A 14,406-nucleotide genomic window follows, 5' to 3' on the forward strand; every position below is an offset into this window, starting at 1 on the left:
TATTTAATCATATTTAAATGTCAAATGGGCCGCGCACTGTTTTCACAATATGATTAAAAACCCCATCATCAATATATGTTCCTTCTTCTCTGTTCTTTTTAACTTCTTCAACAATTTTACAGAGTTCATCTTTTGTTACTTCAACACCGCACTGATCAAGCTTTGCTTTCACTGCTCTACAACCAGAATGTTTTCCAAGAACTAATTGTCTTTTTTGTCCAACTAATTCTGGTAAAAATGGTTCATATGTTAATGGTTCTTCAATAACGGCATCTACATGTATTCCTGATTCATGTCTAAATATGTTTCTTCCAACAATTGGTTTAGTACTATGTACTGGAACTTTAGTATATTTTTCAACAAGTTTTGATAATTCTTGGATATGTTTTATTTTAAACCCTAAATCTACTCCATAAATAAGTTTTAATGCCATTATTAACTCTTCAAGAGAAGTATTTCCTGCTCGTTCTCCAATACCATTCACTGTAGTTGATACGGCACTTCCTCCTGCAAGAAGGCCAGATATGGAATTTGAAAGAGCCATACCAAAATCATTGTGGCAATGTAAAGCTATTTGGATATTTAAAGTCTTTTTAAGTTCTTTTACAAGAAAATCCATTCCTTGTGGACTTATTGAACCTACGGTATCTGCAATATGAATTCTATCTGCTCCAAAATCTTCTGCTTTTTTATAAATTCTTTTTAAAAAATCTAAATCTGTTCGTGTAGCATCTTCTGCAGAGAAAGCAACAAATAAACCGTGTTCTTTAGCATATTCTATAGAATTCATACATACATTTAGTGCTTGTTCTCTACTTAGATGTAATTTATGTTCAAGATGAAGATCTGAAGTTGACATAAATGTTATAATTCCATCAACATCACAATCAATTGCTTTATCGATGTCTTCTTTTTTTGTTCTAGCTAATGATATTATTTGAGCATTTAAACCTTCATTGGCTATAGATTTGACCGCATTTCTTTCTTGATTAGATACTATGGGGAAACCGGCCTCAATTTGATGAATTTTTAGTTCATCAAGCTTTTTAGCTATTTCTAATTTTTCTTCGGGATTTAAACACACATCAGGTGTTTGTTCACCATCACGAAGTGTAGTATCATAAATTGTAATTTTCTTTGGAAACTTTAATTTTGCTTCTTTATTAAAGGGGCTTACATAATATTGCAATTGGTTCACCTAAAATTCAAAATGAATATTTAAAGAATCTTTTATTAAATTTAATCTCATATTAAATATTTATTAAAATAAATTATTTATACTTATTAAAATAAATTATCTATATTTATTAAAATAAATTATTTAAAAATTATTTTTGAAAGATATAAATTATTTTTATAGAATATGTTAATTATCATTAATATAATTAATTTATAACATTATACTGATTAATAATTATATGGAATATACTTAATTTATTGTAGATTAACATATTGATTTTTTATTGTAGATATACATAATTGATTTATAAAATATACTTAATAATCTATTTATAAATATATTTAAAAAAAATTCAAATAATTAATTTGTTTTCTATGATTTATATTTGTTTTTCTTTTTTTTAAAATATCTAATATCCTTTTTAATATTGCTGAAATAGCTATTATAATTAAAAAAATTTTATTAATGGATTTTTAATATTTTTTAGCTTTTCATTTTATTAAAAGAATCAAATCTATATTTCATATCCACAAATATTACATTTGAATATTGTTTTCCCTTTCATTGTCCTTGATTTTTTCATTTCTCCACCACAAAGAGGACATTTAACATCTTTATCAACAACAAAATCTTTTATTTCATTATTCATAAATAGATTTATGTTTTTGTTTATATTAATTTTTTTCTAATCTTTAATCTATCTCATATTCTCATATTTTAATATCTCAAAATATTGATGATATGGTTTAAATATCAAAAATAAGAATGAAATAGGAAGTAAAAAAATAATAAAAAAATAATAAAATAAAAATAAAATAAAAATAGAAGTAGAAATAGAAGTAGAAATAAAAGTAGAAATAAAATTAGAAATAAAAAGATAAAATAAGACTAGAAGAGAAATAATAATAAAGTATTTTAGAATTATATTTTTTTTATTATTATTTTCATTTTGTTAACTTTTGATAAATTGCTGCTTGTAATCCATGGTATTTAATCATACCTTCTACTTCTTTTTGATCATTTTCTTTATCTTCAAAGCTTATTTGCTCAATATCATGTAAACTATAATCTGATTCACGTGATAATGGGAGAATTGATCCTTTAAATAATTTGAGAACTACTTTTCCAGTTACTCTTAATTGCATATTATCTATGGCTTGGTCCATATCTTCTCTGAGAGGTTCTTGCCAAAGAGCATTATATATTAGATCTGCATATTTAGTACTCATATATTCTGAGAATAATATTTCATCTTTTGTAAGAACTAATTCTTCTAAGGCTTTATGTCCATAGATTAAAAGGTTTGCCCCTGGCACTTCATAGATTTCCCTACTTTTAAGGCCAATCATACGGTTTTCTATTGTGTCAATTCTTCCAATTCCATTTTCTCCCGCAATTTTGTTGGCTGTTTCTATAATTTCAAAAAGAGGCATAATTTTTCCATCAATAGCTATTGGTACTCCTTCTTCAAATTCAATAGCTACTTTTGTTGGCCTGTTTTTAGCATCTTCAGCAGAGGATGTCCAAGCATATATTTCTTCAGGTGGCTCATTAGCAGGATCTTCAAGAATATCTCCCTCAATTGATCTGCCCCAAATGTTTTCATCTATACTATATATTTTATCAGAAGATATGGGGATTCCATGTTTTTTTGCATATTCTTGTTCTTCTGTTCTTGTTAAATTTAAATCTCTAATTGGGGCAATTATATCAAAATTAGACATGGATCTAATAATTGCCTCAAATCTAAATTGATCATTACCTTTACCTGTACAACCATGAGCTATTGCTTTAGCCTCTTCTTTTTCAGCTATTTCAATAATCTTCATAGCTATTAGGGGTCTTGCAAGAGCTGTACTTAATGGGTATCCTTCATATACAGCATTTGATTTTATTCCTTTAGCTATATATTCATTTGCAAATTCATCTTTAGCATCGATGGTGTAATGCTTTTCAACTCCAAGGTTTCTGGCCCCTTCTTCTGCCTTCTCTACTTCTTCTTTTGGTTGACCAACATCTACACATGCAGTTATTACTTCTAGATTATATTTCTCTTCTAATAATTTAACACACACGGTGGTATCTAATCCACCACTAAATGCAAGAACTACTTTTTCCATTTATTTCACCATGATTTTTTGAAATTTAATTAAAATTAAATGATAATTATTAATAATTTATTGTTATAATGATTAATATTATCAATATTAAATAAATAATTTGATTTTTTCTTTTAATACTATTTTAATTCTAATTGATAAATTAATAATAGTATAATAATATATTCAAAATATAGTATTTTTATATTCTTTGTATTTTACAATTCTATATATTATAATATTTAAAGATAATTAAATATGCTTTGTTATAATTTAGCTGATTTAATAGTTTTTAAATATAATTATCAGATTCAAATTATTTTTATTAAATAAAAATTCTTTATTAATTATTTATTATAATATAATTTGTTAAATATAATATAATATTTTAGATTAATAAAATAGGTTATATAATTAATTATTTTAAAATTAATTACATTAAAATTATTTTTTAAATAAAATAAGTATTTATTTGTAAATTAGATATTATTTATTAAAAAATTTTTAGTTTAAACAGAAGAAAAGCCCTTAATTGGCATTTAATTAGAATAAAAGCTGAGATGACACATTATGAAAAAATTTCTGCCAATTAAGGAATGAGACCTTTTTCCAAATATTTCTCTTTTGGATGTTTTAGATTTCACATTTAATAGTTGTATTTCTTAATATATAAATGTTTAGGTATACCTAAATTATTTATATTTTATTTATCATTTTTCATATTACATAATCAGATTCAATAAATATAGATTCTATATTAAATTAGGATTGTTATAATTAATTCAATAAATTAAATAGTTCTTTAAATTTAAGTATTTCTATAATTTGAATACATATTATATTTAAATACAATGATTTCTATAATATTAATAATAATATATAAATAAACTTTAGTGGAATAATTATTATAAATAAATATCTATAAAAATTATTTTTTATTGTTTTTACTATTTAATAATTGGATAATAGTAAATTCATTATTAATTTTTTTTGTTAATTCACTAGATATTCTTTAATAATAGATTATCTTAATATTTTTTAATAATAATATTATTTTAATATAATATTATTTTAATAATTTTTAATAATATAATTTAATAATATAATATCTATATAATAAATTTTATATCTATAATTTTATATCTTAAAATATATTGTGGGAGTGTATAATTTAATAGCTTTTGAATAAACTATTCTAATAATCTGTAAATTGGGTTTTAATATACTAACTTGCTATTTTTAGTAGTTCTTAATTTATTAATTCTTAATTTTATATTTTTAATAATATTTAATAGTATTAATATGATATTTGATTAAATGTATATATGATTAAATTATCCATATTCCTATTTATTTATCACTTTATTAAAAATTTTGAAGGGGGATTTCTATTAAAGGTTATATAGGTTTTAAAAGAGGAAAAAAACAGGATTCAGTATCTTCTATTGATATAGAATCTAATCTGAAAAATTCTGGAATATTTAATAAATCTAAATCAGATACCTACTTAAAAATAGATCAGATTTCCAATGATTCTGGAGGATATGTAGCAGCTAATAGTCAAATTTTTAATAATATTCCTAATACTCCCCTTTCGATAGAAATATTAAATGAATCTATTAGAGGCACCCCTATAATTAAATTTGGATCTTCTTCTCCAAAAGTTATGATAATTTCAGGGATACATGGAAACGAATTGCCTCCTCAGATTGCAGCTATTAATCTGATTCATAAATTATATGAATTAGATAAAGAAGATAAAATTTTCGGCACTGTTTATATTATCCCTTTCTCCTCTCCTAAATCAACGATGGTTAATTCGAGATGGTTTGATGGTGTTGATTTAAATAGGGCAACATGTGTCGATGGGTCAATAACAAATAATATTCTTTCTAAGATAAAAAAATTAAATTTGAATTCAGTAGGAGATTTCCATTCTACTTCTATAAATAGTATGCCTGGAAAAGAAGGGATATTTTGCACAATGGAGCCCTCTCCAGAGAGTTTTCAGATTGCAAAATATATAGCTGATTCAACAAATTCAGAAGTTCTGTTTTATAAAAATGCAGGTAATGTATATCAAGGAGCTCTTGAAGATGAATGTAACATCGCTTTGATACCAGCTGTTACCTGTGAAGTTTTATCTCCTAATGGATTAGCTGAAAAAGAAGCTTTTGAACACTCACTTGATCAAATGGAACATTATTTATCCTATTTTGGAATAATTTCATTAGATTGAATTAACTAAATTTGCTTATTGCATAAATTTACAATTTGAAAGGTTAAACTTATTATATTTTATAAATTTATTTTTTAAAGGCATTTTCTAAATTGCATTTTTTATTTTTTATTAATCTGCTTCTTTTTTAAGTTTATATATTATCGTTATTAATTTCTAACTTTTTTATTATCATATTCTATTTTTCTCTATTTTTATTATTAATTTAGAATAAAATTCTTCTATTACTTTTCAAATGCTAACAAAATAACTATTTATATATAAGTATCAATTATTATTGAATATTTATTTATAAATAATTTGGTGATTTTATTTCTTCTTATAAGGGACATTTATTATTCGCATTTTTCATTTCATTAATATTCTTTCAAGGTCCAATATTTATTGCGCTAACTGTTATAGGTGCTAGTTTACCCGATTTTGATCATGATGTTAAAAAGTCAAATGTATATAAAATGATTATAATAGGACTCATCATGTTTATAATTCTTTACATAACTAATCAACCTTATTTAATTGGTTTGATATTTTTGACACTCCCTATTATTTTTTATTTTTCAAAGCATAGGGGATTTACTCATTCTATTTTAGGAATATTTTTATTGTCATTAATTTTATCATTAGTCATAATAATGGGAATTTTTTTAATTTATCCTTTTTTAAATTATTTAAACATATCAAATAACATTTATGAATATTATTTACTTTCATCTATTATAATGATAGTTGGATTAGGAATATTAATTCTAAATAAAAACATAATTCCTATCTTTTTAGTTTTGTTTTTATTAGGTGTTTTATTTTTACAAAAAGAATCTTATTCAATTTTTAATATTTATCAAATCTCTCATTTTTTTATTAAACCATTATTTAATTCTATTATTATTATAAAAAATTATTTTATTTATGAAGTGATTTTATATTTCTTTATACCAATATTTTTGGGTCTTTTTAGCCATGTTATTTTAGATTCATTCTCTCCAGCAGGTGTTAAAGTATTAAATCCATTTTCATCAAAAAAAGTACATAAAAAATTTTCATTTATCTCTATGTTTTTTATTTTTTCATTGGCGTGTTTTAATTTGATATTTATTATTTAATCATCAATTTTCACTGATTTTTTTACAATTAGGGATATTTTTAATATTTATTTTTATTTCTTTAGGACTTTTCATTGGATTCATAAAAGAAAATTTTTATATACTTTAAAATTTAATTATTAATCATGACTAATTAAAAATTGTCATCAATTGAAACAAAATATAAATATATAAAATAAAACTTTTTAATAAAATATTTTTTCATTAAAAAGAAAATTAAAATTGAGTATAATATTAAAATTAGTTTATTTCAAATTTACATGTGGAGATTCTTTAAAATGTTTTTAAACAGGATTTACTATGGAATTGCTTATATAATAGTTCTTATATTAGAAATAATCAAAGCAACATTCGACACAGCTACTATGGCTGTTAAAGGAAGTAAAACAATTGAGCCAGTCGTTATTGATATAAAAACTGATTTGACTAGGCCTATTTCTCAGACATTATTAGCTAATAGTATAACTTTAACTCCTGGAACATTAACTATTGATTTGGATTCCGAAAAACAACTTCTTAAAGTTGCTATTATTGCTCCAAGAGATCAAAAAGATGTTATTCCTTTTGAACAATATATCAAGGGGATGTTAGAATAATAGATTATCACTCAAAAGTTTTTTTCAAATGTTTTTGTTATTAATTTTAGATTAATCTTCATGAAATTTAAAATATAATCTGAATAGGAGTCAAATTATTGGGTATATATTTTCTATCAGGTTTAATATATAATAAAATTACATTTATAATATTAATGCTAATTTAATCAATGTTTCGGTTGAATTTTAATAGGGTCTTTATGATTATCAAATTTATATATTAACTTTTATTACTATATAAATAACTTTATTACTGTATAAATAACGGTTAATTTTTATTAATTTACTTGAATGTGATAAAAATGAGTATATTGCTAATTTCAGAATATATCTTAATAGTTGCTCTAGTAATATTTATGTTTGCAGCTGTTAGAATACTTACACACAAAACAATAGCCATGGGGCTTATTGGTTGTGCCACATTTTCTTTAGCTATATCTGTACTCCTTTTAACTGTAGGAAATATTTATGGAATTAATTTCTATAAAGATATTGCTTTGGCATTACTTCTTCTTGGGGTTGTAGGTACAGTAGCTTTTGCTGTGGCATTAAGGAGGTCTAATGATGGTTGAATTTTTAATAGAAATTATTCAATCAATCTGTCTTATTATTGCGGCTATTATAATTCTAATCACTGCAATTGGAATTCTTCGTCTTAATGATGATATTGATAAAGTGATATATGTAAGAATACACATGTTGGGAATGGTTGATATTGCATGTGTATTAGCTATGATAGGCTTAGGTCAATTCCTTCTTGCAGGTATTTATTTTGTTTTGGCCCCATTTGTAGCCCATGCATTAGCTAATGCATATTATTATGGTGAAGATGACCGTAAATATGAATCTAATGATGATTTAACTGGTAGAATTAATGATAATGATTATAATAGATTAACTATTGATAAAAATACAAAGTTTGGTTCCGATTTTAAAGATAATTTCGAAAATAAACACTCAAATAACTCAATTAATAGTTCTCTCGACTTAAAATCTGAGTCTAATGAATCAAAAAATTTCAAATCAGATACTAAAAATTCAAAATCAATTAATAATGTAACTATTAAAGAAGTTAGCACTGATGATATAGAAAATAGTAATTTAGATGGAAATAGGGGAGAAGATCATGATTGAGGTAGTAGTGATGATTATTGCTGTATTGGGATGTATCCTAGCAATTATGCAAAGAGATCTACTTAAAGCTGCTATCCTTACTGGAATTAATGGTGCATGTGTAGCTTTTCTTTTCCAATTTTTATTGGCTCCTGATGTAGCTTTAACTCAGGCTATTGTTGGTGCAGCTATTGTTCCAGTATTTTTAGCAATGGCAATATATAAAACTCAAAGGATGGATGATAAATGACTGACATTCTATTGATTTTAAGTGATACTCAGCTGATGGCATTGTTCACATCAGCGGCATTTATAGTAATTGGGCTTTTCGCTGCAATATTTTTGGATAATATAATAAAGAAAATTATTGGAATTGCCTTTATTGAAGAAGGGGCTAATTTATTCATTGTTGCTCTGGGATATAAGGTTGGGGGAATTGTTCCTATATTTTTACCTGGAATGAATGCAGATTGGTTTGCTGCAAATTCTGCTTATCCTTTACCACATGCACTTGTTCTTACAAGTATTGTTATTGGTGCAAGTACATTAGCAGTCATGTTAGCTATATCTATGGTTTTGTATAATAAATATGGTACTTTAAGTGCTTCTGAAATTTTAGGAGACAAAAAAGCTCAAACTATTGCAGAAAAAAGGGCAGGTGATTCTGATGAATGATTTAATTCCTTTAATGGTTATTATTCCTATAACTTGTGCTTTACTACTAAACCTTTTTCATAAGAAAGATAAAACTGTTATGATATTAGCTCTTATCGTGGCAATTGCTTTACCAATAATTCCGATTTTTGCGAATTATGGTTTATATTATTTTGGAGGTCATGCACCTTTAATTACTAATCCTACATTACTGTCATCTCTTCCAAGTTCTATTGCAAACTCAACTTTAGCAATTTTCCATCCTGCTGTAACCTATTCTTATGGAGCTTTACAAAAGTTATTTATATTTATACTTGGAGTTGTTGCATTTTTTGCAATTTTCACTTCACTAAATCAAAACAAAAAAATTTCTGGCCCTTTTATGTTTTTAATGTTTATGGGCACTGCAGCAGTTACGGCGATTATGCTTTCAGATGATATTTTCCATATATACATATTTTTTGAAATAGCTGCTTTAGCACAAACAGGAATTATATTGACTTCTGCTACTGAAAATAATTATGAAACAGCTCTTAAATATTTAATATTGGGCTCTATTGGCGGTCCTTTACTTCTTGTAGGTATTGGATTTATTTTAGGGGCAGTTGGAAGTGTAAATATAACGGATATTGTTTATGCAATTTCTCACAATTTAGTAGATCCTCTTTCACCAACCTTGTTGTTTGCATTTGCACTAATATTCTTTGGTTGGTTATATGCATCAGGTTTACCTCCTTTCCACACTATAAAATCTTCTATTTATAGTAAAGCTCTTCCAAACTCTACTGCATTGATTCAAGCTTTCACTGTTATTACATTCATTTCTATTGGAATAGTTATATTTAGGATATTTTATTATCTGCCATTTTTCAAAACTTTAATAGTATTGTTTTCACTCGCTGCAATGGTTTTAGGAGTTACAATGGCGATTATGCAAACTGATTTTAGAAGAATGCTTGGTTTTTTAGCAGTAGGTGAACTTGGTTATATTGGTCTTGGTTTTGGTCTCGCTACTCAGCTATCTATAACTGCTGGTCTTTTCCAAGCTCTCAATGAGATTATAATAACTGCTTTATTATTCATTGGATTTGGTACAATATTATACCTTACTAATATTTCAGATACAAGAAAACTTGGCGGAATGATTGAGTATAGTCCTATTGTTGCTATTATGGTTCTTTTAGGTGGTTTTGCAATGGCAGGAGTTCCTCCTTTAAATGGATTTCAAAGTAAATTAATGATTGTTCAAGCTTCTTTAAATGCAGGATTTCCAGAAATATCTATTATCGCGGTATTAGTAAGTATAGTAACTTTCATGGTATTTGTTAAAGCATTCCATTCAATTTATTTAAAACCAAAACCAAATAATCTTAAAGTTATAGATAAACCAATTCCAAAATCTTCTATTATTTCGGTGTCAATTTTATTAATAATTTGTCTTATATTGGGTTTATTCCCACAATTAGCTACAGATACTATTTCACAATTTGTGATGGGGTTGATTTAGATGGGATTTTATGAAAAAATTGTTAATTCATTTAAAAATGTAACTAACATTAAAGAAAATGTTAAAAATGAATTAGCAACAAATGAATCTGTATCTTCTGCATTAGCTGCTGAATTAACACTAATTTCAACTATTTTGATTTCGGCTATTTTATTAAGATACATTAATATATTTGTATCAATCATTGTTTTGTTAGGATTAGGTATAATTCTTATAACTAACATGCCTCTCATTCCTAAAATTAGGAGAGAACAAAGTGATTCTTTAGAAAAGATGACATTTTATGTTATTCTAACACTAGGAATTTTAGTAACTGTAATCTACTGGGGGACTACTCATGTCTAATGATAAGTTTAATGTGGATAAAATTGATGAATCCAATGAAGAATACACTAATAAAAATGAGCATACTGGTGTAAGGACACTTATTTTGTCAATTGCCACTGCTCTTTTTGCAGTAACTTTATTTGACGTGATTTATGGGTTTAAAAATATTATTAACCCTGGTATTAGTAAAGTTTACAATATTTTAGGAACAAATATTGAACCAAATATGGTAACTTTAGTTGTTTTTGATTGGAGAGGTTATGATACTCTTGGAGAAGCATTAATATTAGTAACTGCAGTTGTTGTAGTTCTTTTAATTTTTGGAAGGGGTATTGTTGAAAATAATGGTGATTTAGAGGAGGATGAATAATGAGTCCTATTCTTAAACTTTTTGGATTTCCAGTTGCATTCATAATGATTTGTTTGGGTGTATTAACCATTTTAGGAGGCCATATAACTCCTGGTGGAGGTTTTCAAGGAGGGTCAATGATTGCTGGAGGAGTTATACTCTGTATAATTATTTATGGGGTTGAAAATAGCCCTATAAGTTTTTCGCATGATTTTATAGCTGCAATCGAAAGTATTGGGGCATTAGGTTTTATTATACTAGGATTATTTGGATTATTATTCTCAGGATTTTTCTTATATAACATAGGAACTGACTTTTATAATATAATTCCTCAATATATAGTTAATATATTCCACTATCCCGATCCAACAAATGCAGGAATCGTTCCTTATTTGAATATTTTTGTCGGGTTAAAAGTTCTTGTAGGTTTAAGTGCTGTTGTAATAGCATTTTCACAATTCAAAAGACTGGAGAATGAATCAGATGAGGAATAAAATATTAAAAAACAAATTATTGAAAATAAGTAGAGATATTAGGGAGATTCATTAATGTTTTTATATTTAGGTCCAATCATATTTGGTTTCTTAATGGGATTTATATTAGGAACAAGAATTAAGAATAGTTCAAACAATGATTTTAAATTTACCATTGGATCATATATAGTTATATTTATAGTGGCGGTTATTGTGGCTTGGCAATTAGGTCCTTTTCCTTATTATGATGATATAGGAATAGCTACTGGATTTGTATCTGCGGCTGTTGGTTTGATAATTGGTAAAGTATTGTTAGGAGATTAATATTGAATAATTTGGATGTTATAATAATCAATATATAAAAATAAACTATAATAAATATAATCTATATTATGTATGGAGTAATATTTGAATTATAATTCATTAGATATATATTATTATAATAATTTTAAAAGATATTTTATAAGTAAAATTTATTTCATAAATATATTATTTTATAATATTTTAAATAACACTTTTTAGGAAGTTAAAATCATGTTTTTATCAACAAATAAATGCGAAGGGATTGGAGAATGTATTAAAATATGTCCTACTGAAGCTATTCGTTTAATAAATGGAAAAGCTTTTAGTTGTATCACTTGTGGGGCTTGTTTTGAGGCTTGTCCAAATCAAGCTATCTTCAAAAATAGGTATGGAGGATATGTGGTTGATAGAGCCAAATGTAATGGTTGTGGGGTCTGTGAATTTACATGTCCTGTTGATAGTATTCATATTGAAAATGGAGTAACTAAAGGTATATGTGCAAGATGCGGGATTTGTGTTGATTCTTGTCCTACTAATTCTAGAATTGATGGTTTTGATTTAATTGAAGAAAAACAGTTAAACTTTTTAAAATCACTTAATTTAGCTATTCCTACATTGAATGAATCTAAATCTATAAAATCTAACGTTAAGAGGAATTTTGTTGGAACTGATTATGAAAAATGTATTTTATGCGGAAGATGTGAATATTATTGTCCTACTAAAGCTATTGATGTCAATATAGATCAATATGGTGTTTGTACTGAATGTAGGGTATGTGTTGATGTTTGTCCTGCAGATGCCATTGAAAATGGGGTTATTGATCATGATAAATGTGTTTTATGTTTAAATTGTCTTAAAAGCTGTCCAAATAATGCTATTGAAGCTAATGATTTTGAAGTGGATATAATAAAACCTAATAATGAAATAACTGGATCAATTATATCTTGTCTTAACTGTGGTTTATGTGCAGATAATAGCACTACTGGAGCTTTAAAGCAAGTAAATGGCAAAATGAGATTTGATCCCTCTATTAATTTTGAAGGGTTAAAAACTAATTTAAATACTTCTGAATTTGATAATGAACTTCTTGATAATATTTTGGATGATGCATTTGATATTAATGATACTAAAGATGACATGGCATTAGCTAAAGAGCTTTTAAAAGTTGAAAAAGATTCTGAAACTATTAATAAGAAGTCAATTGATGGTTGCCCTGTTTCTACATTGAAAGAATCTTCCAATATTGAAATTGGACTTACAGGTTATTGTGTTTCTTGTGGTAAGTGTGTAAAGGTATGTGATAAACAAAATGCTAGAAAATTTTTATCTGTGGAATGGGATGGTTCTGTTTCAGAGGATTGTATATCATGTGGTATATGTAGCGAACTTTGTCCTAAAGATGCAATTACTTTAAAAAGAGGTACTATTGAAGTAGATATGGAAAAATGTATTCTATGTGAAACTTGTGGAATTCATTGTCCTGTAGATGCAATACCAAAAACTACAATGGCTAAAAAACATATCTCCGATGGATTTAACTTAATTGATAATAAACTTTGTATGAATTGTAAGCTATGTTATAGAATTTGTCCTGAAGATGCTATCATAGATAGGGAAGATATTGGAATGATGGTGGTAGATGATAATAAATGTATCTACTGTGGTGCATGCCGAAATGCTTGTCCTGCAAAGGCATTTATTTTTGAAAGAGAATTTGAAGATTTTAATGAACAGATTATTAATAAATAACATTTATGGTGTTTAAATGAAAAATTTAATAAGAATAATGCTAGAAGGAGCTTTTGGGAATTTTAAAAAGATTTTTTTTGCTTCGGATAGGGTAACTGACATGGAAATGAGAGAAAACATCCTGAATGGTAAAATAAAGCCTACAGATAAAGTAGCTATTGATGCTTGTATTGGGTGTTCTGGTTGTGCAAATGTATGTCCGACTAGTGCGATTGATATGGTTGATTTAGAAACTCCCAAAGAATTGATGGATGGATGGACTAAAACACAAGTGCCGAAATTAAATCCGGAAAAATGTGTTGTATGTTATTACTGTCACGATTTTTGTCCTGTTTATGCATTATTTGGTGAAAAAGCTACAATTCACCCACATGATGTTGGAAAAGTTGAATTAGATCTTGAAGATCATATGAATAAACCTTTTAAGATTTCTGAAGATAAACTTTCATTCATATCTCAATATTTATCTGATAAAACTGTTATAAAAAATAATAAAAGTGAAAATAAACTTGAAAAGTTGCATAAATTTAGCAAATAGTGGTTAATACTTTTTATAACTCTTAAAATTAGATAATTTTTAAAATTAGTTTATATATTCTTAAAAATTTTCATTAAAATAGTCATTTATATTAATAATCATTTATGGAATGCTTAAAATTATATTAAAATTATATTAAAATTATATTAAAATTATATTAAAATTATATTAAAATTATA

17 protein-coding genes are annotated in these 14,406 nt (G+C 25.9%); 14 read left to right on the plus strand and 3 right to left on the minus strand.

Annotation, left to right across the window (positions count from 1 at the left end; all coding sequences use genetic code 11):
- Positions 1–13 precede the first annotated feature (13 nt).
- The 3 genes from Q0087_RS03505 to Q0087_RS03515 all read right to left on the minus strand — a co-directional run bounded on the left by Q0087_RS03505 (position 14) and on the right by Q0087_RS03515 (position 3,300).
- Positions 14–1,189, minus strand: coding sequence for a homocitrate synthase family protein (locus Q0087_RS03505; RefSeq protein ID WP_297898291.1), 1,176 nt, complete (start codon positions 1,187–1,189; stop codon positions 14–16).
- Between the two features lie 505 nt (positions 1,190–1,694).
- On the minus strand, positions 1,695–1,829 hold the full coding sequence (locus Q0087_RS03510; RefSeq protein WP_297898292.1) for a hypothetical protein: 135 nt from the start codon (positions 1,827–1,829) through the stop codon (positions 1,695–1,697).
- Between the two features lie 295 nt (positions 1,830–2,124).
- The gene (locus Q0087_RS03515; RefSeq protein WP_297898293.1) at positions 2,125–3,300 is read right to left on the minus strand and encodes an argininosuccinate synthase; all 1,176 of its coding nucleotides are present in this window, start codon (positions 3,298–3,300) and stop codon (positions 2,125–2,127) included.
- A gap of 1,645 nt (positions 3,301–4,945) precedes the next feature.
- Between Q0087_RS03515 and Q0087_RS03520 the strand changes: the two genes are divergently transcribed.
- The 14 genes from Q0087_RS03520 (at position 4,946) to Q0087_RS03585 (ending at position 14,227) form a co-directional block, all read left to right on the plus strand.
- Positions 4,946–5,518 (plus strand): succinylglutamate desuccinylase/aspartoacylase family protein, encoded by a 573-nt coding sequence (locus Q0087_RS03520; protein WP_297898294.1) that lies wholly within the window; start codon positions 4,946–4,948, stop codon positions 5,516–5,518.
- 311 nt (positions 5,519–5,829) lie between these two features.
- The gene (locus Q0087_RS03525; RefSeq protein WP_297898310.1) at positions 5,830–6,618 is read left to right on the plus strand and encodes a metal-dependent hydrolase; all 789 of its coding nucleotides are present in this window, start codon (positions 5,830–5,832) and stop codon (positions 6,616–6,618) included.
- Between the two features lie 254 nt (positions 6,619–6,872).
- Positions 6,873–7,214 (plus strand): Na+/H+ antiporter subunit E, encoded by a 342-nt coding sequence (locus Q0087_RS03530; protein WP_297898311.1) that lies wholly within the window; start codon positions 6,873–6,875, stop codon positions 7,212–7,214.
- A gap of 302 nt (positions 7,215–7,516) precedes the next feature.
- On the plus strand, positions 7,517–7,786 hold the full coding sequence (locus Q0087_RS03535; protein WP_297898295.1) for a monovalent cation/H+ antiporter complex subunit F: 270 nt from the start codon (positions 7,517–7,519) through the stop codon (positions 7,784–7,786).
- A complete protein-coding gene (locus tag Q0087_RS03540) occupies positions 7,776–8,348 on the plus strand; it encodes a hypothetical protein (protein ID WP_297898296.1) in 573 nt (190 codons plus the stop codon). Before Q0087_RS03535 ends, Q0087_RS03540 begins: the two co-directional genes overlap by 11 nt.
- Positions 8,341–8,577: a DUF4040 domain-containing protein gene (locus Q0087_RS03545; protein WP_297898297.1), complete on the plus strand. Its 237-nt coding sequence runs from the start codon at positions 8,341–8,343 to the stop codon at positions 8,575–8,577. Before Q0087_RS03540 ends, Q0087_RS03545 begins: the two co-directional genes overlap by 8 nt.
- Positions 8,574–9,002 carry a cation:proton antiporter subunit C gene (locus Q0087_RS03550; RefSeq protein ID WP_297898298.1) on the plus strand — a complete coding sequence of 143 codons (429 nt, stop codon included), beginning with the start codon at positions 8,574–8,576 and terminating at the stop codon, positions 9,000–9,002. Before Q0087_RS03545 ends, Q0087_RS03550 begins: the two co-directional genes overlap by 4 nt.
- Positions 8,995–10,488, plus strand: a complete 1,494-nt coding sequence (gene ehbF, locus Q0087_RS03555) for an energy conserving hydrogenase EhbF (protein ID WP_297898299.1) — start codon at positions 8,995–8,997, stop codon at positions 10,486–10,488. The genes Q0087_RS03550 and ehbF overlap by 8 nt, the downstream gene beginning before the upstream one ends.
- Positions 10,489–10,833, plus strand: a complete 345-nt coding sequence (locus tag Q0087_RS03560) for an energy-converting hydrogenase B subunit G EhbG (protein WP_297898300.1) — start codon at positions 10,489–10,491, stop codon at positions 10,831–10,833. It begins immediately after the preceding gene.
- Positions 10,826–11,185: an EhbH gene (locus Q0087_RS03565; RefSeq protein WP_297898301.1), complete on the plus strand. Its 360-nt coding sequence runs from the start codon at positions 10,826–10,828 to the stop codon at positions 11,183–11,185. The genes Q0087_RS03560 and Q0087_RS03565 overlap by 8 nt, the downstream gene beginning before the upstream one ends.
- On the plus strand, positions 11,185–11,658 hold the full coding sequence (locus Q0087_RS03570) for an MnhB domain-containing protein (protein WP_297898302.1): 474 nt from the start codon (positions 11,185–11,187) through the stop codon (positions 11,656–11,658). Before Q0087_RS03565 ends, Q0087_RS03570 begins: the two co-directional genes overlap by 1 nt.
- Before the next feature lie 54 nt (positions 11,659–11,712).
- A complete protein-coding gene (locus Q0087_RS03575; protein WP_297898303.1) occupies positions 11,713–11,961 on the plus strand; it encodes an energy-converting hydrogenase B subunit J in 249 nt (82 codons plus the stop codon).
- A 210-nt stretch (positions 11,962–12,171) separates the two neighbouring features.
- Positions 12,172–13,689 carry a 4Fe-4S binding protein gene (locus Q0087_RS03580; RefSeq protein WP_297898304.1) on the plus strand — a complete coding sequence of 506 codons (1,518 nt, stop codon included), beginning with the start codon at positions 12,172–12,174 and terminating at the stop codon, positions 13,687–13,689.
- A 16-nt stretch (positions 13,690–13,705) separates the two neighbouring features.
- Positions 13,706–14,227 (plus strand): 4Fe-4S binding protein, encoded by a 522-nt coding sequence (locus Q0087_RS03585; RefSeq protein ID WP_297898305.1) that lies wholly within the window; start codon positions 13,706–13,708, stop codon positions 14,225–14,227.
- Positions 14,228–14,406: the final 179 nt, after the last annotated feature.

The sequence above is a fragment of the uncultured Methanobrevibacter sp. genome (genome assembly GCF_937881195.1).
Lineage (GTDB): Archaea > Methanobacteriota > Methanobacteria > Methanobacteriales > Methanobacteriaceae > Methanobinarius.